Source organism: Chitinophaga sp. 22308 (assembly GCF_052045305.1).
In the GTDB taxonomy this organism is placed as follows: Bacteria; Bacteroidota; Bacteroidia; order Chitinophagales; family Chitinophagaceae; genus Chitinophaga; species Chitinophaga varians_A.
The window spans coordinates 560,823-583,124 of sequence record NZ_JBQEOP010000001.1; the positions used below are offsets into that span (position 1 = coordinate 560,823).

Sequence of the window (22,302 nt, forward strand, 5' to 3'; positions counted from 1 at the left end):
CTTTTTCTTTTGGTGAAGGTTTACGTTATTCCGTTGGTAACTTCAGGTGGGACATCACCTTTGCCGGTTCTTCATAGTCGAAAGTGATTTTGTCTTTGTCTTTCACTTTCCGTAAACCTTCCAGCAGTATTTTATCATTTTCGGCCAGGCCTTCCTTTACCACATACAGATCGGGCATTTCGGCGCCGATGGTAATGGCTTTTAAGGCCACCACATTGTCTTTGCCTACTACGAAAACATATTTTTTGTCCATGATTTCCATGGTTGCTTTCTGGGGGATGATGAGGGCGTTTTTCAGGGGCATGTCCATCAGGATGCTGCCGGTTTCCCCGTGCCTGAGCAGTTTGTCCGGGTTAGGGAAATTGGCCCTGAACGCGATGTTACCGGTTTCGTTGTTGAATTCTCCTTCGATGGTCTCCACTACGCCGGGATATTTGAACACCTGTTTATTGGCCATGAGCAGGTTCACTTTCATCTCTCCTTTTGATTTCAGGCTGGCCTGATAGTCGAGGTATTCCGGTTCGGACACGTTAAAATACACCCACATGTGGCTGTTGTCTGACAGGGTGGTGAGCAGGTCGCCGTCGCCCACGAGGCTGCCGAGCTTCAGGTGGAGGCGGTCAACGATACCGTCGAACGGTGCTCTGATCTCGGTGAAGCCGAGGTGTACTTTCGCCAGTGCCAGTTCAGCTTTTGCTTTTTGCAGTTTAGCATTGGCCAGCGCCAGTTCATTTTTGGACACTACATTTTTATCGGCGAGGCTTTTGGTGTTTTGCACTTCGATTTCTGCCGCCTGGGCTTCCGCTTCGGATTTTGCCAGTTCCGCTTCGTAGAGCTTGGGCATGATCTTAAACAGCAGCTGGCCGGACTTTACCGCCTGGCCTTCATCAACGTTGATGCCCTGCAGGTAGCCTTTTTCCTGGGCCCTTAGTTCGATGTTGCGTATGGAGCGTATCTGGCAGACATATTCCCGGGTAATGGTGGTGTCCATTTTCATCGGACTGGTCACCAGGAATTTGGTAGCTTCTTCTTTTTCTTCTCCTTTGGACGATTTGCAGCTTGTATGGCACAATAAGGCATACAGGCCCATGAGCATGACGATTCTTTTCATATAAAATGATGCTTGGATTCAGGTCGGTTTGAACAGGCGTAACGCAGGGACATGACAATCCCGGTCGCATGGCGGATGTGCTATGCAGACAACCTGGTCAGCTGTTTTTTGTCAGTATGTAAAGAGGAATGAGGCGATGGTATTCGCCTGTTATGGTGCAGGAATCAAATCCTGATGACGCAGTTTACGATGAACTTGTCAGCAGCCGTAGCAGAAAAGTGAGAGAAATTGGGCCGGTGGCTGCTGAAGAGGATGGGAAAAATACATCCGGGCTGAAGGGCATAAAAAGAGGTAATACGGCATATGCCGGTCTCCAGCAGTTTCCTGAAGGATTCCGAGTCGCTGTCCTCTTCGATTTCCGTTGCTTTTGACCTGTCGGTTATACTCTCTTTACCAGAAGGCATGGAACATACAAGGATATCGTAGTGTTGAAGGGATGACAACGTTGTCAGTACCGGGTTTTCGGTGGTCTGTTGACAAGGTTGGTCCAAACTGATTTCGTCCGCATGTGCATAGCTTCCCAATAAAAGAAAACATATTGACAGGAAATATCCTATTAATAGTCTCATATCAGAACTCAAAAATAGTATCAAAACAATTAAGTAGGTATAGTTAAAAATTAAATTTCGTTTAAAATCGATGGAAGCGGGATGAATGGCTATTAGTCGGGAATTGTGGGAAAATATATAATTTAGAACTGTATCGAACTTCCCCATTAAAGTTAACGACCATATGAAAAGACCAATTCATTTCTGGGTCATTGCCCTGCTGTTAACAGGTCTGGCTGCCTGCCAACCCAAAAAGGCCATCCGGCTGAGAGAGGCCATCATTCAGAAAGAACGGACAGCGCTCAATATTCTCATTGGTAAAGGAGGTGCGGAAGAACAGAAACTACAATGCCTCATAAAGAGCGACTACCAGGGCGCGCTGGCGGCGCTGGACAGAGAAGAGAAAGATTTCGACCGCCTTATTGACAGCATTAAATTATTACCGGCAGCCGATATTAAGCAGGTTGAACCGTTGAAAGCCGCCGCTATAGATTATTATACCGCACTGAAAACATTGCAGCTTTTCGACCGCCAGGAAGTGTCTCAACAGGAAATTGCCCATCGCCTGAAAGGAGACGAGGCCATGGCAGCGCATGAAAAAATCCATGAGCTGAGTTTACAGAAGCAGGAACTGTATAAAAAGGTGTATGTAAAGGATTCAGTGTTTGAGCGGACGAAGGAGCAGTTTAATGCGGCGCATGGGATATAATTGATTTAGCGTATGGATGCGAAAAATATTTTTATTGCCAGCTTGATACCTAACAGCCTCACCATTGCATTAAAGAACCAGCATTGAATATCCATTCCGGAGTAATTAATTTGCCGCCAAACGCTGCATCATACCAGGGACTATGGGACGCCGGATTTTTCAGGATATGGATATCCTGCGCCGGCATATAACTTTGGGCGAGCAGAAACATTTTTTTGCCGGACCGATGCTGTGCTACGTCGATCACTATAACAGCATGGCCGGGGGAGCCTCCCTGGATAAAGACGTCTCCTGGTTGTATGTTTTGTGGGTTCCGGCCCTGTTTCAGTTCACGGCTAAGCGAAATGGTGCCGGCATAAGTGAATACGGTTTCGAGATATTTTTCAAATAATGCTCTTCCTTGTCCGGGTGCGGCCATACGCTTTCGTAACAGTTTTCCCTGCTGTAACACAAAGCGGTCTCCCTTCAGCCAGCCACTGAAATCCATTTTGGTGCCATCTGTTGCTTTGAAAACAATTGTTTCGGTACGATTGCTCTTATACAGGTATTCCGCACGTAGGCGGATCACAGCATCGGCGCATTGTTGTAGGTCCCTTTTTCCTACAGGCACATCGAGTACAGCATATTGTGCCTGTTGATTTCTTTTGGGAGCGCCGGTATACAGGTATACTGTTTTGTCAGGTTTTAGGGTACAGTTTCGCAGCCACTCTCCAAAAGCATTCTTTTCCACCGCGATTCTAGTGTAGCCAGCGGGCAATGGTATATCTGAAACTTTTTGCTGCGCGTAAGTTGTAATCGCCAGTCCGACGGCCGGCAGCATGAAAAGAAAAGATTTCATGTGAGTGGTTTTGGGGAAGATGCGGGTTTCGTAAAATTCCATAAGCTATGGCAGCTTTGCATACAAAAATAAAAAAGCCGGTTATTCGCCCCCAGGGCAGATAACCGGCTTTTGACAGCCTGTTGGTCCGGACAGTATTTATTGGTTAACTGGTTGCTGGTACTGGTAGCTGTATTGCTTCAGTATCTTTCCGTTCTGGTCTTTGACCAGCAACAACCGTCCCACACTATCATATTCATAGTACACGACTTTACCGCTGGGATCTGTTTCGCTGGTGACACCTACCTGTGGTTTGTAGGTATAGGTGCTTACCAATGCATTGGTCCCTTTCAGGCCTGTACGTATTTTTTCCAGTTCTGCTCTAAGCTGCGCATCATTTTGCGGATTCCGGATTATGGCCGGATCAATATAACTCATCGCTATCTGATAGGTCGATCCGATAATTTTAGCGACCGGATATAAGTCATTGTATCCCCAGATATAAACTTCGTTGACATCATTGGTTTTGCGTTGCTCCTGTATGTTGCCGGTGTTGTCATACAAATTGAACTGAAGTGCCTCTTCGTAGTTATTATCACGTTTCAGATCGTTGTTGAGAATATACGTGGGTACAAAACCTGACAGTGGACCAGATGTATTGAGTTTATAGGCGGTGGCCATTACTGCGCTCTGGTTATTGGTTACAGGCAGTATTTTGTACTGTACCTGCGCAGCAGACAGAGTGGTGGCGGTTCCCCCTGCAACCTGCTGGGTGTACTGTTCAATCATAGCGTTGTGCATATTGCTGTCCTGCATAAACTTCAGGGCCTGTAAGCCTGCTGACAGGGTTCCCGCCGGGATGGTATAGTCTGTTGGGTATTTGTTGTATATCCACAGATCATCCATTTTGGACGTTGTCTTGTGGATGCGGGTGGGCTGTATATGTTGCAGATTGTCATATGCGTATTCCGTAACATTGCTCAGTTCACCGGTGCCCAGATATTGTTTTTGCGTGGTTTTTTTCAATAATACGCCGGCGCTTTTATAGTCGTAGGTATTGGTGGCGAATTTTTCGAATGATGGTCCGGTAAAGTTGTATCCTTTCTCACTATAGCCAGTTTTCCATCCCCGGACGCTGGCTTTTTCATAAGTGTCGTATTCATTGATGGTCTCCGCCACCCGTTTGCCGGTATTGTCAAACGTCAGTTGTTGCTCCAGCATACCATTGGTGATATTTACATTGGGTGCCGGGCCAAATGGATATGAGTTGAGGCCGCTGGCATTGTTATTCAGCTTGTAGATATACCGTATGCTGCCGTTCTGCTTATTACTGCCGACGCTTTCCAACACTTCCCGGTACACCACCGACCCTTGTCCTGATTCTATTTCGTTGTTAGGAGCAGAAGTCCGTATGGTCAACGGGCAGGGATAACTGGGAATTTCATATCCGGTATTGCTGTTTCTGACTGGTTTCATGGCGACGTAGTGATAGTCGTATCTTGGTCTGTTGCAGAGATAGCCACTGGACAGTGTATCACTACCGAAGTTATACGTATATGTTTTGATGATGTCATTGCTGTGGTTGATGCCATCGTAGGACGTGATTTTTCTTATCCGGAGGCCGCTGGCGGTTGCTATTTTCGTATAGCCAATAACGTCATCATAGGTAAGAGAAACGGATACCAACTCATCGGAAGCGGTTGGCTCAGCATGCTCTGCTTGAAGGACAATCATATGTTGACCGGCACTAAAATAAAGGTTTGGAGTAGTACTGGAAATAGCTCGCCGTTCTCCTGTTGCTATTTCAACTGCGTCTGCTGTAGCGATATTACCACAACATGATCTTACTATTGCGTTGATATTGGCATAGAGGCCACGGGAGAAGTTTAATCTAATAGTATCATATTTGGGCCCCCGATGCTGTGGAGTTGAGTTTGTAAATATACTCTTACCAACATTAATTGTTTGATAGACGGGGTCCTCTACAACGCCGGCACCAGCAAAATAACTATAAGTATGGTTTTCAAATTCGAAAGTTGTATATCCACCCGTTGGATATTCTATTTTTTCAAGAATCCCGGCTTTGGTATACTGGCTATTGGGTTCTCTGTTTCCACCCGGCAGCCCTTGATTTCTGTCAGCTGGAATCAATGTGCTATTGTTCGCGTTGTTATAATATCCCCAATGGTCTTTTGATTTTGCATCGATGGCGGGGAGCCCCGTTTGCTCATAATACAGTTTATAGGCGGAAATCACCTGGCCACTCATATCCACCGTGCTGACGGACTGTAGCTTCAGGCGGTCAGGAGTGACGTAGTTTAATTTATACTTATTCACATCTGTATAGACGCCGCCTACATTGGACGATATCGTGATGTCGCTTAGTGCATATTGCCCTGTTCCCACATCTGTTCTTGGAAAAGCATAATTAAAGCTAATTCTACCACCAGGGTACTCAATTTTCTTTATTTGTTGTTGACTGTATGACCGGGTGGTAATACAGGTGGAAAATACAGGTACGCTTCCGGGGCATCCCAGTACACCACCGCATGCCCCACCATAACACGCGTTCCGCGATTCTGTTTGTGATGTGGAGTTGATAGAAACACTACCTGAAATATATTCAAAGTTGATCGTACGTTTACTAACAGGTAATACAATTGTGGTAAGGTACCATGCAGATGTATAGGAATCATATGAATCGCCACAATTGCTGATCGTCCAGGTGACATCGGTAGTTTTAAAGATGTACTTAGTCCCGTTTTCTGTTGTGATGGTAAAGGAGTTACCGGTTGCCCAGTCCCATTTTACCCGGATATTTTTGTAAGGCATCAGTTGTACCATCCCGTTGGTGTCCACTACGAACTTCCCGCTGTAGTTGCCAAAGTTATAGGAAAATTCATCCGGTTGGGTGTCTATGATACCCAGGGCACTGGACCTGAATGTTTGAAAATTGCTGGAATCCATCTGCCAGGGACGCTGTGGTATCAACTTTCCATGTCCCTGTCCAACATAGCCATATTCATCGGGTGAGCCATGCACAGTTCTGGTGATGGCCCCGCCGGCGTTTAACGCCCATCCCAGCCCTACGAAGGAGGCTACTTCGTCCACCCGGTTTCCGGCTGCATGATAAGATAAGTTCACCGGCATATTAAATTCGTTGCCAACTACCACCTGGGAAAGCGGGATTTCAATATTAGGCAAACCGTTAAAGAGGTTTACCGGGATTTCTCCGTATTTACCCAGGGCCGCGGCATTGGGCGAAGGTGGAATCACATTGAACTTTGTTGGATTCAGCGGCTCTTCCTGAGCCCACAGGCTGTTACAGAACGCTACCAGCAGAAATAGGGTGCATCTTAATACTTTCATCGATCAAAAAATTTCTGTCAGAACATAAGGATTTATAAGGGTGGGTATTATCCAGCAGAGAAACAGGTCACATTATTGGTTTCCAGACATCAAACTGGTAATGGCACTCCAAAGGCATTTAAATTGGTTAACATTTTCACAGGTACTCATTTTGATAAATGCAATATACTTTATTTTATAATAAAGAGAGAGTGATTGGGGTGGGGTTAACAAACGCACAGGTCATCCGCTCTTAGCGGACAACCTGTATCTCATAATCTTCAGCCAGCCCGTAATCATACAGGTCATATTCATTTCCTGACGGCTGTGTTTTGATATTGTACCATTTGCCCGGGTCTACCAGTCCGGGAACAGGTTTGTTGTAAAACGGCCCAAGCAGGTTTTTCAGGCTGCCGATCACGGTCACCTCTACTTTGTTGTTTCCTTTTCTGATCAGTTTTCCGATGTCCAGCCTGTTAGGCTCGGCGGTGATGATACCGGCAAATGCATCATTGACTTTTACTGTGGCCACAGTGCCCTGCCATTTGCCCAGTACAACGGCGTATGTGCGGCCGGGGTCTGTAACATCGAAAGTTTTCGTATAGGCGATACCTTGACTGTATAATGGCAATCCCTGTTTGGTCCAGTAGCCGGTCTGTAAGGGTTGTGGCGGAACGATGCGCCATCCCTGCGCTGCGGCTTCCAGGTGGAAATCACCCAGGATATACACTGGCTCAATCTCCGCATAAACGCTCATAGGGGCAACGGTCACGGCCAGCTCATTATCCCCGGCTTTGAGGTAACTGCCAATCCGGTATACGCCAAAAGATCGGTCGAGCCACCATTTGCCGGGATCGTTTTTGATGGCGTTGCCGTTAATTTTTACTTCATGCCATAGGCCCGGTTGTTCAACGACTGCTTTGAAATTCCGGAAATCCACGTCGTCTTTCAGCTGGAAATGATATACTGCCGTATAGCCGGTGCCGGTAGAGAAAGTGTCCCGTTTTACGATGGCGTCTTTGAACTGCGTGCGGTTGTTCCATGGGTTACCTACGCCGTCTGTAAATCCATGGTGTTTGAATGCGGTATTGGAAGCCTGCCCAACATGCAGGTGTTTGTAGCTGGTATCCGGCCGGTGCAAATAAAGATCGCAGAAATCAATGGTCAGCGTGTTGTCTGCCGGCCTGGACACGCTGGTAGCGGAGGCATTGACAGTCGTCCATTCGCTGGCTCGTGGTGCCGGCTGGTATCCCGGTAGTTTTTTATCTGCGATAAACAACATCAGGCTGCCGGCGGGAGGTACGGTAACATCGAACTGTACAGCCTTGTTGTTATGGGCATAAGGGTAACGGGAGATATTCCCGGAATGCATGTTCATCTCCAGTACGTCATTGCCCTGCGTGCTGATGGTGCCGGAAGAAGCGCTGGTCATGCTGGCATTGGTCAGCAACAGTAGCTCACCGTCGGCCAGCCGGCGGCGTTGGTGATAAAGATTGCCGCCAATGCTGTCTCCGCGGATGGCGGTTATACGAAAATGTTCGGTTTGAAAGGGCGCTGTGTTCACGGCGATTATTTTATCCGACGGGAAGAGCGTTGCTAATTCCTGGTTTGCGGCGCCGTCTACCAACCGCAATGGTCCAAAGCACACTACTTTCCCACCTGCTGCCATATAGGCTTTCAACAACCGGAAAGTGGCGCCGTTGATGTTTTCCATGCCGGGCGGTATCACCACCATTTTATAAGCCCTTTCTCCGATGATAAAACGGTCGCCTTTCACCTGGCCATTGTCTTTGATGATGTTTTCTGAGCCGAGATCATATTCCAGGTGCGCCCGCTGCATCATGGTCACAAAATCATTAAAGCTTTTGGTGATATCGAAGAAACGTTTGTTTTCACCGTCTCTGGCATAGTACATCCAGGCGGAGGTGGTAGGCTCTATGATGAGGATGTCATTGTACTGCTGTCCCTGGGACAACAGATAGGACAACCGCGTGAAGTAATGGTTCATGAAGCGGTAGTACGGCCACCATGGCTCATGGTAGGAAAAGCTAGGCGGATAGTCGTATTTACGTGCGCCCGTCAGCGTCATAAAAGACAAATGCTGGTTCATGAAGTTAACGCCCAGTACAAACTGCCAGTCGGCCAGCCGTTTCATGTCCTTGAAGGTGAGCTCCCAGCCGCCACCGCCGTAGGTCTCAGACAAGGTACGCGTTTTCCCGAGCTGATTGGCTACACTGCCCAGTTCCCGCACCGCGCGGATATTGCCGAACTGCACGGGCTTGTCTTCGTTGAATTGATTGAACAGCATATCTATGCCCGGCATCTGGTGCCAGGCATACATGGCCATGTTGTCCGGACCGTGGTAGGGACTGGGCCAGCCGTGTTCCCAGTAATGGCCCGTCCACACGAGCTGATGTTGCTGCATGTAACTGGCCACTGGTTTAGACCAACGGTCAACAAACAGTTGCAACAGCATCTCATAGTAGTTATGACGTACCCGTTTCCAGTCGCCGGTTTCTTTAAACAGGGAAGGCAGGTGAAGCCGGAGATCATATCCCCAGTTGTTATAAAACCGGTCGAACAGGTCAGGTGTCCAGCGTACGCAGTTGCGTCCTTCGTTGATAATAGTAGGTTCATCGGAAAACACGCCTTTGATGGTTTTACCGAATTCTTTTCCTACCACTTTCTCATAACTTTTGTAGGTCACATCGATGAACTTGTCTGTAACCCCTTTGGCCATGAGGTCTACGTAGGACACACCGATAGGGCCGGCCACTGATCCGCGGTTGGACCGCTGATAGTTTACTTTTTTGAATAACCGGTAATGGCCGGTCTTTCCGGACTCTTCCTGTAGATGGTCCGTAATATTCTTGTATGCGCCGTTTTCTTCCTTAAGGCATAAAAAGTAAGGAGATACGTCAACGGGTAAACGATCTGCTTCCTCCATATACAACATCTGTCCCTGGTTGTAGGCCTCGGGCATTTGTTCACCCACCAGTCCGCCGGCAAAACCGGTAGGATAGGAGTTTTCGTCGTATATCCAGATGTTCAGTCCCAGTTTTTTCCCCAGCTGCACGGAATAGGCAAATAAATCGAACCAGTCTTCCGACAGGTATTCGGTAATTAATCCCGGGCGGGCGTGGATGATCACGCCACCGAAATCATTTTTCCGGTAGTCGTGCAACATGGAATCGATATTGCGTTTGGTGATTTTAGTGTTCCATACCCAGAAAGGCACTGTTCCGTAATCGCGGCCGGGATTTTTGAATCCTGCGGCCACTGTTTCAAACCGTTGTAACCTTTGCTGCGCCTGAGTATGCGAATAGGTGAATAAAGCGGCAATGATCAATGTACAGCATAAGAAATGGCAGATATGCTTTTGCATGGCTAATGTTCGTTTTTAGGTTTGTCACTATTGTCCAGTACCGTGCGGGTGATAATGCTTCGGCGGCCTGCAGGTGTGATCACCATGGTTTTGAGTGTGATCGTTTTCCCTTTGGGAATGGTGATGGTGACTGGTCCGGTGTACAGATGGTCGTAATCTCCGGGCGGGCGGTTGTTCAGCGTGTAGTATATGCGGGCGTCCGGTACCGGTGGCTGTGTTACTTCAAACAGGTAAGAGCCGGTATTAATAGTAGTGTCCACATAGTTAAAAACTGCGGGCACGCGGTAGTTCATTCCTGTTTTGTCGAAACGCCCCAGATGCGCCGGTAGTGCGGTATTGGCGAATCGCTGAATGTCTTTGTTCTCAGCGGTGGTCCATCCTGTCTCTGCCAGTGCCAGCATTCGTGGCAGCAGCATGTATTGCAGTTTGGATATATCAGGAATATGTTCTGTCCAGATACAGGCTTCAACGCCCATGATGTGTTGCAGCTCTTGCGCAGAGAGTGCCGGATAGGCAGGGTTGTACTGGTATGCTTTCCATGCAGGCGCATCACCGCCATGACTGGAAGGTTCCTGTTCGGACGTACTCTGTGCATAGTCAAAGTAGAGGCCGTTGCCGCCCGGTGCCAGTATGATGTCCAGTCCTTTCCTGATCTGTTCCACAGCGCCTTTTTCTCCAAACCGGTTCATCACTGCAATATCTTCTTTGAGATCTCCTTCCGCGATTTCATCCCATGCGATCATTTTTTTGTTTTTTGATTGAATGATTTTATTCAGCCGGGAGATAAAATAACCTTGTAGGGCATGACTATCGCGGATATGGTGTTGCCGCATGAACTGCTGTACGCTGCTGTCCTTTTCCCAGAAGGCTTTATAACATTCATCACCACCGATATGGATGTACGGATAGGGAAACAATGCCGCCACCTCACCGAATACTTTGTCCAGAAACTGGTATACCCTTTCATCGATGGGGTTCAGGGAATTATCTACATACATTTCAAAACCACCGTTGGGGAACCATTTGGCGAAACTGCTGCCGGGGTTGACTTTGATGGCCGTGTCGCGTGTTACGCACAGCCATGGGTACGATGCAATGGCGGCCATGGAATGTCCTGGCACGTCTATCTCCGGCAGTATGTCAATGTGTCTTTCCGCTGCATAACGGATCACTTCTTTCACCTCTTCCTGCGTGTAAAATCCGCCATCGGTGGCTTTTTCGCCGGGTTGTGGCGGCAGGGTGTTGCCGCTGAAGTCTATCCGTGGCACACGCCAGGCGCCTACGCTTGTCAGTTCAGGCAGACTTTTTATTTCCAGTCGCCAGCCCTGGTCATCTGTCAGGTGCCAGTGAAAACGGTTCAGTTTATAACGGGCCATCAAATCCAGCAACGCTTTGATCTGGCTGACGGTAAAAAAGTGCCGGGACACGTCCAGCATAAGGCCGCGGTAGCCGAAGCGGGGAGCGTCTTCTATGCTGATGCAGGGTATGTTGGCGGTGCCGGCTGTGGGCGCCGGCAGCAGTTGCAATAAGGTTTGCATGCCGTAGAACAGGCCGGCTTCGCGACCGGTGAGCACGATGCTGTCGGGCGTTACGTCCAGGCGGTAGCCTTCTTTGGGCAACGTAGCAGCGTTGCGTTCTGTGATGATCAGTGCTGGTGTATTCGTTTTGCCGGTGGTGATTTTATGGTGGAACGGTAACTGGCCGGCAAGCAACGCTATGGTGCGTTTATCCTGCACATCCGTGCGGATAGGCGTATTAGCGCTAAAAGTAAAACTGCCGCTACCCTTTTTTACGGATTGCGGCATGGGTATCAGCGACTGGGCGAAGCTGCCAGCTATACTGCTACAGAGAAAGGTCACACAACATGCATATATCTTCAGGTACATTATTGATAATTGTCGTAAACGATTTTTATTTTATAGAAACACGCGCCGTTAACGGTCCTGGAGCCTTGCCATTGGCCGCCGGCGGTGTAAAAATCAATGGTGCTGGTAGACCAGTTGTTGAGCGAACAACTGACCTGTGGCCGTGGGTTTCTGTTGGCATCAGGGCGTACCAGCACAATTTGTCCACTGGGTTGATTCCCCATGCCTTTTACAAAAGTGAGATTGTTGGTCGGTGCCATGGTCAGAGCTTTGGTACTTTTGTTAAACACATATTCGCCACCGTTGGTAGTCACCCACAGCAGATTTTTATTACCGTAGTAAGCGCTTATTTCGTGGCCCCAGGCGGTCGGCAGGGTGACACGGTATTGTTTTAATTCGGTTAGTTCTGGCTGGGCATTGGTGCCTCCTACAGCCAGTGCAGTGAGGATATGGGCGTTGTTGGACTGGTCCTGGCCGGTCACCCACAGTACGTTGGTTTCCGGGTCCCATAGTACGGCATGTGCGGCGCCCAGGGGGAACTCTGCATAAGTGGCGTTGTCAGCGCCCTGTGAAGCCGCATACACCCTGACCCAGTTGCCATCGGATGCCGCCAGTGCAATATTGCCATTGGGCAGCAGTTCCGCGGAGTGGAGGTTGCCGCTGATCACTTTCGACCAAACGCGCTGCCCGGCAGGATAAGTGATGATGGCCGCCATGTTATTGTCGCTGATAACAGCAATGCCCTTGCGAAGTTTAAAGTCCGTGCCACCGCTAAAGCGGTTGATCTCATCAACGTTGAAACCCAATGTGGTGGTGGGTGACCAGCTCCATTTTTTTGCGTCCGCGGTATTCCAGTCGGTGACAGTGGGATCATAGATTTCCAGTTTCTTATTGGAACCATTGGTAAGCGCCAGTGGCAGTCCCGGATAAGGTTCCGGCTTTTGTACGGCTGGTGGGTCAACAGGGGGCGCTGTGCCCCCCTGTTTTTTACTGCAGGCGAACTGAAAAATAATCAGTGCGGCTGCAGTGGTGATCAATATGATTCTCTTCATGATATCAATAGTAATTTGGGTCGAAAGTTTTTGCTTTGTAGATAGCGGAACCGCTTACCGTACGCGAACCGGTAGCGTTTCCATTGGAAGCATTGTAGAAATTGACCACGGAAGTGCACCAGGAGTTGATAGTGCAACCGCTGCTGGGCCGTGTTTCCACCAGGGTGTTCTGTCCTGGCTGACTGCTGATGGCTTTCACAAAAGTTTGTTGGGCCGCTCCCGGCATACTGCTGAAAGTACCATTGGACACATGGAAGATATATACGCCACCGTTAGTGGACAGCAGCAGCTGGTCGGGATTGTTCACATCGGCGGAGAGATCGTGGCCCCATGCAGAGGGTAACACGTTGTAGGTGACCAGCAGCTCCAGCTTAGGATTGGTGGTACTGCCACCGGAGTTGGGCGTGTTATAACCGTATTTTCTCAGCTGATTGCCCAGCGCCCAGAGCACCTGATGGGTATTGTCCCACAGCACTGCGTGTGCCGCAGGGAAATAGTATTGTGTATTAACGCCGTGGTTGGGCACCGGCTGTGAGGAAGAGTAGATGCGTATCCAGCCCTGTGGCCATTCTTTGCCGGCGCTGGCCACAACGCAGTTGCCGTCAGGCAGTATCTCCATCGCATGCAGACTGGTGGTGTCATTAAATCCCATCACCCACAGTTTCTGTCCGCGTGTGCCCGTGCCCGTGTATCGGGCAATAGTGGCCAGCCGGTAGGAGGTGGCGGTGATCACCTGTGCGGTATTGTCGAAAATAGCGTTGTTCCGCACTTTGATATCGGTAGGCGCTTCCCAGAGGGGTATCTCACTGGTAGCATTATACGAAAGCGCGGTGGTGGGCATCCACGACCATTTGGCGGTAGTCCAGGAAGCATCCGCGGGATCGTACACTTCAATTTTTTTGGTAGCCTGATTGGTGATGGCTACCCAGCAGCAGGTGGCTTCGGTCTGTGCCTGCCGGCCATCTTCCGCTGTGGTTGTTTTGTTTTCGGGTTGTAGCTGTTCCTGCTGCCGTGAGCAGGAGAGGGTGAATAAAACCAATACTGACACTGTCCAATGAACACAGGAAGACTTAAGGCAGGGGTTTCCTGCCTTCATCATGATCTTTTTCATGTGGGTGAGTTTTAGTTAGTAACCAGGGTTTTGTGTGAGTTTATCATTCAGCAGCATCTCTGCGTTCGGGATGGGGAACAACAGCCTGTTTTGCGTGACGTTGTAACTTCCCGATTGAAGGTAGCTGTACTGTGCTTTTTGTTTCACGCCGAAGTCGTTCATCACAGTTATTGCGTTGCCTGTGCGTACCAGATCGAGCCAGCGTTTATTTTCGAAGGCCAGCTCTACACGTCTTTCTTTCAGCAGCACCGCCTGTAATGCGGTCTGGTCTGTGGTGGTGATATTGTGCAGGGCATCGCCGAAGGCGCGTTGCCTGATCATGTTCAGGTATGTCAGCGCTTCGCCTGATTTACCTTGCTGGTTGAGGCTTTCCGCCAGCAGGAGCAGTACTTCCGAATAACGGTAAACCGGCCAGTTGTCGTTGGTTTGATTGCCGATGGTATGCGCATGCAGGAATTTCCTCGGGAACGGCCGTCCTACTTTGCCGGCGGGCGGTGTGTAGTTGACAGCGGACTTCACGGCGGTGGCAGTAAAGTCATCTGTGGCGTTGAAAGTGCCTTCTGCCATAGCGATGGAGGCATCGAGGCGTTGGTCGCCTGCTTCAAAAGCGCTGATCAGGTCTTGCGTGGGCGTATTAAAACCGCCGGTATTGGTGATGCTGTTGTAATTAACGCCGGTCACCACGGTAGTGTTGGCCATGCGCGGCAGGAAGTTGTAAACAGAGGCGTCGACATTAGCCTGCGGTACGGCCAGACCCGTGTTGAACTGTATTTCAAAGATAGACTCCTTGCCGTTTTTGTTGTTTAACTGGAACGCATCTCCGTAGTTTTGAAACAAGGAGTACCCCATAGCGGTCACTTGTTTCAACGCGGCTTCTGCCTGGTCGTATTTTTTCAGGCTAAGGTATACGTCCCCGAGCAGCGTCAGTGCGGCGCCTTTGGTAGCGCGGCCGGTCTGCGGAAACGTTGTGGCAGACAGCTTGGCGGCGGCATCGGTGGCATCGGCAACGATCAGGTCATATACTTCCTGCACGGAGGCACGCGGAATATAAGTCTCCTCACGGGTAAGCGGCGCCCGTTTGTAAATGGGCAGTCCGCCGTAGAAACGCACCAGGTCGAAATAAGCGAGGGCGCGGATAAATTTTACCTGTCCCACAATGGAATTGCGTGCTGATTCGGACAGCTGGATATCATCAATATGGTCCATGATCACGTTGACAGCAGATATGGCGTTGAAACCGGCATTCCATTTCCCGGGTGTCTGGTTGTTGTATTTATCATCCAGGAAATCCGCCACATTATAGCGGTTCACGGTAGCTACTGCCTGATCGGAAGATTTGTAATCGTAATGAGTGTTATCGGACCGCATTTCTCCCATCACCCACGCGCTTTTGTTGTTATAAAGACCACGCAGCTGGTTATAGGCGCCGTTGACAGCGAGATCAAAATCGTTCTGGTTTTTGAAATAACTCCCCAGTGTGGTCCTGTTGGGATCGTTTTCGCTAAGGAACTTTTTACAGGACGTTGCTGCCAGACTCAGTGTGACTAATATATAACAGGAAATCTTTTTCATTTTTGCTGATTTTTAAAGGCCAAGGTTCAAACCAAACGTGAAGGTCCGTTGCAGTGGATAAGCCCCAAGGTCTTGCCCCTGCTGTGTTACATATGCCAGTCCGCCGGCGCTTACTTCCGGGTTGCCGGGATAGCTGGTGAAGATGTACACGTTTTGAGCGGAAGCGTATACCCTTAAACTTTTGATAGCAGGTGTTCTGAATTTCGTCAGCGTATATCCCAGCGCGATATTATTGATGGTGAGGTGTGAAGCATCGTGAATAAACAATGTATTGTCTGTTCTGTAGGCGGCGGTGGTGTTGGCTAAGGTCCTTGCCACGCGGCCATTTCCGGGATTGTCTTCCGAGCGCCAGCGATCGAGCAGTTCAGGCGGGCCATTGAACACACCGTCCAGGTTGTAGGTGCTTTCCTGCATACCGTTTTTCAGCTTGTTGCCATAAGTGCCTGAGATGGCAATGCTCATATCGAAATGTTGGTACTGGAAGGTGTTTGTTAAACCAAAAATGAACTTCGGATTAGGATCACCAATGACGGTCTGGTCTTCAGGGAAAGTGATTTTACCATCGCCGTTCAGGTCTTTGAACCGTACGGTGCCGGCCTGGGAGAGGGTAGTGGTGCCAGTTCCGTAGTATTTAGGCCCGGCATCGGCTTCTGCCTGGTTTTTGAAGATGCCGTCAAAGATGTAACCGTAGAACTGTCCTACAGGTTTGCCTACCAGTGTGCGGTAGTCGGTGAACTCTGATAAGGTGGTAGTGGGATTGTCCGCGAAAGAAATGTTGTTGAGACCGATCCGTTTAACCATATTTCTGTTGAAAGAGATGTTAAAGTCGGTGTTCCATTTAAATTTGCCCACCATGTTTTTGGTGCTGACGATGATCTCATGTCCCCATTGACTGATATCGCCCAGATTGTCCTGTACTGTGGAAAACCCGGATGACTGCGGAACCGGCAAGGTGAACAACAGCCCTGCCGTCAGTTTATTGTAGTAGTCATAAGTCAGATTAACCCTTCCGTCAAACAACCCGATGTCAATGCCGGCATCAAACTGCCGGTTACGTTCCCAGGAAAGGCTTTGGTTGCCCAGGCTGTTTTGCACTTTGCCCGGAGCGAGGCCACCAGGAAAAACATAGTTGGCGTTTCCTATGCCGGCCACTGTAGTATAGTTACCGATTTCGTTCATGCCTGTCATACCGAAGGAGGCCCTTACTTTCAGGAAGCTCAGCACAGGCATGTTTTTAAGGAAAGACTCATCGCTAACGATCCAGGTTGCACCTACAGACGGGAAGGTGCCCCATTTGTTCTGGTCACCAAAACGGGAGGAGCCATCTCTTCTGATGGTGGCCTGTAACATGTAGCGGTCTTTATAGCTATAGTTCAAACGGCCAAGGAGGGATGCCATCGTCCAGGCGCCGGCGCTGGAGGTGTTGGTAGTGAAGCGGGTAGCGGCGCTGAGGTAGGGAATGCTGTTATCCGGGTAGTCGCGGCCTACCACATCACTGGCAAACCCTGTGGACCGCTGTATGGTAAAACCGCCCAATAAGTCCAGTGAATGGTCTTTACCAAACTGTTGCCGGTAGTTCAGTGTATTTTCGTTGAGCCAGGAGTAATCGTTGTTAACACTGGTTTCACCCAGGGCGGAGTTATTGCCCGGCGGCGCGTTCTCAATAGGGAGGGCGTTGAAGCCGCCCATAGAAGTAGAAGGGATGAACCTGTTGCGGGTCATGCTGGAGATATCAGTGCTGCCGGATGTGCGGAAGGTGAGGTGGTCTGTCAGTTTTACTTCGGTGAATACGTTGGCGAGTAAACGCAGGCGGTTGGCATCGTCTTTTATTTCGAGCAGCTGACGCAGCGGGTTGGCCCATACAAATTGATTGGTGAAGCCTGAGATGCCCAGTGCCAGTGAGCCGTCAGGATTGTAGGGAGATCCCATGGTGGGCATCATAGAGGCGGACGCAAAAATGGCCCGTTGTCCGTCCACGTTAAAGCCAACGCCCTGGCGGTTGTTGTGTTCCAACTGCAGGGACGGTGCTACTCCCACGCCGATTTTTATTCTTTTGGACGGGTTGAAATCACCGTTTACGCGCAGGGAGAAACGTTTGTAGCCGGTGTTGAGCAAAATGCCCTGTTGATCAAAATAGCCACCCACCACGCTGACAGCGGCTTTCTCATTGCCGGCGCTGACGGACAGGCTGTAGTTTTGCACCGGCGCGTTTCTGGTGAGCACGCTGAACCAGTCGGTGCCTTTGCCATATTGTTCCGGGTTTTGATATACTGCGGGGATGCCGCCGGTATAACCTTCGTACTTGATTTTGTCTTCATAAAAACCTTTCATGTAGGTGGCCAGCTGAGTGGCGTTCATGACAGGTGGTATCAGTTCCCGCATCAGCGAGGCGGTGCCGTAATAGGAGTTGAAATTGATTTGTGTAGCGCCGGCTTTGCCTCTTTTGGTGGTGATCATCACTACGCCGTTGGCCGCGCGGGAGCCGTACAACGCTGTAGAGGAGGCATCTTTCAGTACGGTGAAAGATTCTATCTCATCCGGGTTGATGTTATTGATAGCGTCGGGATTGCCCGTCATAGGCTGCCCGTCCACTACTATCAGTGGCCGCACGCTGGACGTGAGGGAGGCGGCGCCGCGGATGCGGAGGTCCATTCCCTGTCCCGGCCTGCCGGTGGTTTGCGCTACCTGTACGCCAGGCAGTTTGCCCTGTAATCTTTCCGCGAAAGTGCCGGTGGGCTGGTCTTTGATGTCAACGGCCGACAGTTTGGCCACGGAGCCTACTATTTCGCGGGTGCTTTGTTTACCATAGGCCACCACTACTTCATTCAGCTGCGACGAGGTTTGTTCCAGCTGCACATTGATGACAGTCTGCCCATTGACAGCCACTTCCTTGGGTGTATAGCCCATGTAGTTGAATAACAATATCCCGCCTGCATCAGGCACAGTGAGTGTATAAGTGCCATCAGCCAGGGTGGTGGTGCCGGTTTGTGAGCCTTTAAGCCTGACGGCCACCCCGGGCAAAGGGTGGTTGTTCACGTCCGTTACGCGGCCTTTGATGGTAATGGAGATAACCGTTGTTGTTGTTTTTCGGGTGATGACGATCGTATTCTGATGAATAGCATAGGTATAGGGCTGATGGGCGAAACATTGTTTCAGCACATCTTCCACGCTGGCATTGGTGGCCTGAATTTCCACCGGTTTGGCGTCTTGCAGAATGTCAACGTTCCATAGTACGTTGTAGGCAGTTTGTTTGCGAATCTGACGGAATACATCGCGAAGAGTGATTTGTTTGGCAGATAATGTCACCTTTTGTGCATAGCTGGTGGCACTGACTTCCAATAACGCTGCGATCATTAAAACGACGGTCAGTTTCATTATCAACAGAATTTTTTTGCACGTGACGCCGGCTCTGTCAGGGCGCACGACAGGTATGTAAAATTTCATTACATTTGGATGTTTGTGTTTAGTAAAAACTGTGATGACAGTAGCGATTGAAACTTGTTTTTCACAGGTAAGCTCAAACCGGCCGGGGGTGCGGGAACACTCCCGGTTTTTTATAGCTGCCTGTGTGTGCAGGTGTTTTATGGCATAACGATGATCCTCCTTCCATTGGTTTTAAAGTGAACAGTACCGGTTAATTCCAGCATATTTAATACTTCGGACACATTTTTTGAACGGGACAGGCTACCACCGATAGCTTTGCGGGAAACATCGCCCTGGTAGGTGATTTCCACGTCGTACCAGCGACTGATCTGTCGCATGATGCTTTCTACTTTTTCGTTGTCAAATATGAAGTAGCCGTTTTTCCAGGCTATGGCTGATTCTGTGTCGCCATCGGCGGTATGCAGCCTGCCGGTGGTTTTGTTTAAGATGGCTTCTTTGCCAGGCGCCAGCAGCGCGTTGGACGGGCCATAGTCCACTTTTACGGCGCCTTCCAGCAGGGTGACGGTATTTTGTTGTTCATCGGGATAAGCGTTGATGTTGAAGTGTGTGCCCAGTACTTTCACCGTCATAGGCATTTCAGAGCCGGTGGTGGTTGTCACCAGGAAGGGCCTGGCTTTATCTTTGGCCACTTCAAAATAAGCTTCACCGGTGAGCGTAACGTTCCTTTCGTTGCCGGCGAAAGAAGCCGGGAAACGCAGCGAGGAACCGGCATTGAGCCATACTTTGGTGCCATCCTGCAGGGTGATCTGGTACTGGCCGCCATAGGGTGTGGTAAGGGTATTGTAAACCACAGCGGAGGCGCCGTTGTCTGTTACCTGGTAGGAGAGCCGGCCACTATCGGTTTTATTGACGGAGGCATTGCCCTGCCGTGATATGACGCCATTCTGTACATCCTCCAGTACCACCTTGTCGCCGTTGGCAAGTGTGAGCACGGCCTTGTTGCCACCGGGACCGATATCTTTTAAGGCCAGTGTTGTATTGGCCGGATGTGCAGGGGCATGTATCTGTGTGAAGTAATAATATCCGGCGAAACCTAGTAACAGCAGCACTGCTGCAGCGGCCGAAAGGTAGTATGCCACTCGCTTACGGCGGACCGGCGGCGCTGCCGGTATATTGATTTGCCGGCCCAGGCGCGTTAGCATACGCAGGCGCACCTGTTCTTCCTCATCTGCATTGTCCGACACCCATTCGATATCCGTCTGATTATGTTCCTGGTACCAGGCCATGAGCGCAGCCTCTTCTGTCGGCGTAATACTGCCATCGAGGTATTTTTCAATGAGTTGATGTATGTTGTCCTTCAACGTGTAAGGTTTATCGTTATACAGAGATGTACCACAAGTATTGTTTTACCCTTAGTGGGGATATAATTTTTATTGTATAAAGAATTGCGCCAGCAGGAGCAACCACAGACAGGGACGGTTCAGTTTCAGCTTTAGTACCTTTAAAGCCTTGGTGAGATGGGCTTCCGCGGTTTTTCCCGCGATGCCCAGCTGCTTCGCTATCTCCGGTATCGTCAGTCCTTCCGTTCTGCTCAGGCGGAATACCAGCCGGCATTGCGAAGGCAATGTTTCCACGATGTTGTTAATTTGTTGCTGTAACAGCCTGGTATAGATTTTTTCTTCTTCCTGTGTGGACACTATCGTGGCGGCGGTCTGTTCTATGATGGCTGTTCTTCGTTTCTGCCGCAGGTAGTGTTTAAAGACAGATAACCTTACGGCAGTGGCCAGGTAAGCTTCAATATTGTCAATATCTTTTTTATGGCGCCTGTTCCAGAGGCCGATGAAGACTTCCTGTACAATTTCTTCCGCAAGTGTTTTGTCCCTGCAATGATGATAGGCGATGGCCAGCAATGTTTTCCAATAACGGTTATAAATTTCGGCAAAAGCGTGCCCGTTGTCCCTGCGCAGGGACATCATGATATCGGCGTCTGATGGTGGCCGGCGTTCTTTCATGTGACAGACCGGTCTCCCTCACCTGGCTTGTTGGCATAGCTGTGTACATCTTTCCCGCGGCGGGTAGATACGCTGTTGTTCATAACATGGATGGATGGTTACAAGAGTATGTACCATAAGGGTGGCCTTTACCCTTAGTGCCGGTAGAAATTTTTTGGGGCCTTTTACATCAGGGCTTTGATAAGAAGGAGTGCCCAGATATAGGGGCGGTTCAGCCTGAGTTTTAGCACTTTCAGGGCTTTGGTGAGATGCGCTTCCGCTGTTTTCTCTGCAATGCCCATCCGGAGGGCCACTTCGGGGATAGTAAGCCCTTCTTCTCTGCTGAGTTTAAATACGAGGCGGCATTTTTCCGGTAAAACTTCCACTACGCCATTGATCTGTTGTTGCAGGAAACGGGTGTAGATCTGTTCTTCATCGAAGGACGAAGTATCTGTAACGGCTACCTGTTCTTTGATCTCGTCTCTGCGTTTTTGCCGTACCAGTTGTTTGAAAACGGATAATTTCACGGCTGTGGCCAGGTAGGCATTTACGTTGTCGATGTACAGCTCGTTACGTCTGTTCCACAGGCTGATAAACACTTCCTGTACAATTTCCTCTGCTATGGTTTTATCCCTGCTATGGAGATAAGCGATGGCCAGCAGTTGTTTCCAGTAACGGTTGTAGATTTCAGTGAACGCGCCACTATCGCCCTCTCGCAGGGACATTATCAGGTCAGCGTCAGATGGTGGCTCGTACCGGGTCATTATGATTGATGTGGTACGCAACGTTATAAAAATAAATTCAGATTTTATATCAGGACATGAAAAGATAATAATAAGGAAACAACATACCGGAAATCAAATATGATAAATTGATTTGTTTAATAATTTTTTGTATTTTAGATAAACAGAATATTGATCAGATTAACCCATGTCTTTATGTTTGTTTTTCCAAGTTGTATCCAAACCCGAACGTGACTTTGCTAACGCTATTTTCTCCTTTTTTCCAGGGTTGAAACCCCGGGCTACAGTTTGATTCAGGCTGTTTAGTGATTTGAATTCAAAATGCCTGGCCAGGGTATTTTTGGGGTTTAAATACATTAAAACGTGCTGAATACAAGGAGCCTGTTATGATACTATTCCGAAAGTTTATGGTGCTGAACAACCCGCCCATGGCCATGTCCTTTGACTAAAGACAGGGAGGATTTACTATTAAATGTTATGAAAATGAAAACGAAAAAACCCTCATTGACCAAAAAACTGATGATCAACAAATCCACTATTGTTGCGCTGACAGACCAGAAAGACCAGTTAAAGGGACGCATTTCCTACCATACCTTCATCAATTGCGATGATGAAGCCCGCAGGAATGGCCAGTTCTGTTAAGAACGATTTTTTATTCCCAGGGCT

The 22,302-nt window shown here is 49.2% G+C and carries 15 protein-coding genes; 2 read left to right on the forward strand and 13 right to left on the reverse strand.

Going from position 1 to position 22,302, the window contains the following annotated elements; all coding sequences use genetic code 11:
- Window positions 1–25: 25 nt before the first annotated feature.
- The gene (locus ACTJJS_RS02295) at window positions 26–1,111 is read right to left on the reverse strand and encodes an efflux RND transporter periplasmic adaptor subunit (protein ID WP_168869485.1); all 1,086 of its coding nucleotides are present in this window, start codon (window positions 1,109–1,111) and stop codon (window positions 26–28) included.
- A 164-nt stretch (window positions 1,112–1,275) separates the two neighbouring features.
- Window positions 1,276–1,680, reverse strand: coding sequence for a hypothetical protein (locus ACTJJS_RS02300; protein WP_440662239.1), 405 nt, complete (start codon window positions 1,678–1,680; stop codon window positions 1,276–1,278).
- Between the two features lie 163 nt (window positions 1,681–1,843).
- On the opposite strand from ACTJJS_RS02300, the gene ACTJJS_RS02305 reads away from it, so the two are divergent.
- Window positions 1,844–2,368, forward strand: a complete 525-nt coding sequence (locus ACTJJS_RS02305; RefSeq protein ID WP_440662240.1) for a hypothetical protein — start codon at window positions 1,844–1,846, stop codon at window positions 2,366–2,368.
- 58 nt (window positions 2,369–2,426) lie between these two features.
- On the opposite strand, the gene ACTJJS_RS02310 is transcribed toward ACTJJS_RS02305, so the two are convergent.
- From ACTJJS_RS02310 to ACTJJS_RS02360, 11 genes are all read right to left on the reverse strand, one after another.
- Entirely contained in the window at window positions 2,427–3,206 is a 780-nt protein-coding gene (locus ACTJJS_RS02310; RefSeq protein WP_440662241.1) for a DUF4846 domain-containing protein, read from the reverse strand.
- A 138-nt stretch (window positions 3,207–3,344) separates the two neighbouring features.
- Window positions 3,345–6,554, reverse strand: a complete 3,210-nt coding sequence (locus ACTJJS_RS02315; RefSeq protein ID WP_440662242.1) for a hypothetical protein — start codon at window positions 6,552–6,554, stop codon at window positions 3,345–3,347.
- Between the two features lie 232 nt (window positions 6,555–6,786).
- On the reverse strand, window positions 6,787–9,918 hold the full coding sequence (locus tag ACTJJS_RS02320) for a glycosyl hydrolase (RefSeq protein ID WP_440662243.1): 3,132 nt from the start codon (window positions 9,916–9,918) through the stop codon (window positions 6,787–6,789).
- Window positions 9,919–9,920: 2 nt separating this feature from the next.
- A complete protein-coding gene (locus ACTJJS_RS02325; RefSeq protein WP_440662244.1) occupies window positions 9,921–11,804 on the reverse strand; it encodes a beta-N-acetylhexosaminidase in 1,884 nt (627 codons plus the stop codon).
- A complete protein-coding gene (locus tag ACTJJS_RS02330) occupies window positions 11,804–12,835 on the reverse strand; it encodes a DUF6528 family protein (protein WP_440662245.1) in 1,032 nt (343 codons plus the stop codon). Before ACTJJS_RS02330 ends, ACTJJS_RS02325 begins: the two co-directional genes overlap by 1 nt.
- Window positions 12,836–12,839: 4 nt before the next feature.
- Window positions 12,840–13,946, reverse strand: coding sequence for a hypothetical protein (locus ACTJJS_RS02335; protein WP_168869475.1), 1,107 nt, complete (start codon window positions 13,944–13,946; stop codon window positions 12,840–12,842).
- Window positions 13,947–13,961: 15 nt separating this feature from the next.
- On the reverse strand, window positions 13,962–15,518 hold the full coding sequence (locus ACTJJS_RS02340; RefSeq protein ID WP_440662246.1) for a RagB/SusD family nutrient uptake outer membrane protein: 1,557 nt from the start codon (window positions 15,516–15,518) through the stop codon (window positions 13,962–13,964).
- A 12-nt stretch (window positions 15,519–15,530) separates the two neighbouring features.
- Window positions 15,531–18,893: a TonB-dependent receptor gene (locus ACTJJS_RS02345; RefSeq protein WP_440662247.1), complete on the reverse strand. Its 3,363-nt coding sequence runs from the start codon at window positions 18,891–18,893 to the stop codon at window positions 15,531–15,533.
- A 206-nt stretch (window positions 18,894–19,099) separates the two neighbouring features.
- Complete coding sequence (locus tag ACTJJS_RS02350; protein WP_440662248.1) at window positions 19,100–20,263, reverse strand: FecR family protein; 1,164 nt, start codon at window positions 20,261–20,263, stop codon at window positions 19,100–19,102.
- A 69-nt stretch (window positions 20,264–20,332) separates the two neighbouring features.
- A complete protein-coding gene (locus tag ACTJJS_RS02355; protein WP_440662249.1) occupies window positions 20,333–20,914 on the reverse strand; it encodes an RNA polymerase sigma-70 factor in 582 nt (193 codons plus the stop codon).
- Between the two features lie 164 nt (window positions 20,915–21,078).
- On the reverse strand, window positions 21,079–21,657 hold the full coding sequence (locus ACTJJS_RS02360) for an RNA polymerase sigma-70 factor (RefSeq protein ID WP_440662250.1): 579 nt from the start codon (window positions 21,655–21,657) through the stop codon (window positions 21,079–21,081).
- A 462-nt stretch (window positions 21,658–22,119) separates the two neighbouring features.
- Here ACTJJS_RS02360 and ACTJJS_RS02365 point away from each other — a divergent pair, with 462 nt between their 5' ends.
- On the forward strand, window positions 22,120–22,278 hold the full coding sequence (locus tag ACTJJS_RS02365) for a class I lanthipeptide (protein ID WP_168869469.1): 159 nt from the start codon (window positions 22,120–22,122) through the stop codon (window positions 22,276–22,278).
- Window positions 22,279–22,302: the final 24 nt, after the last annotated feature.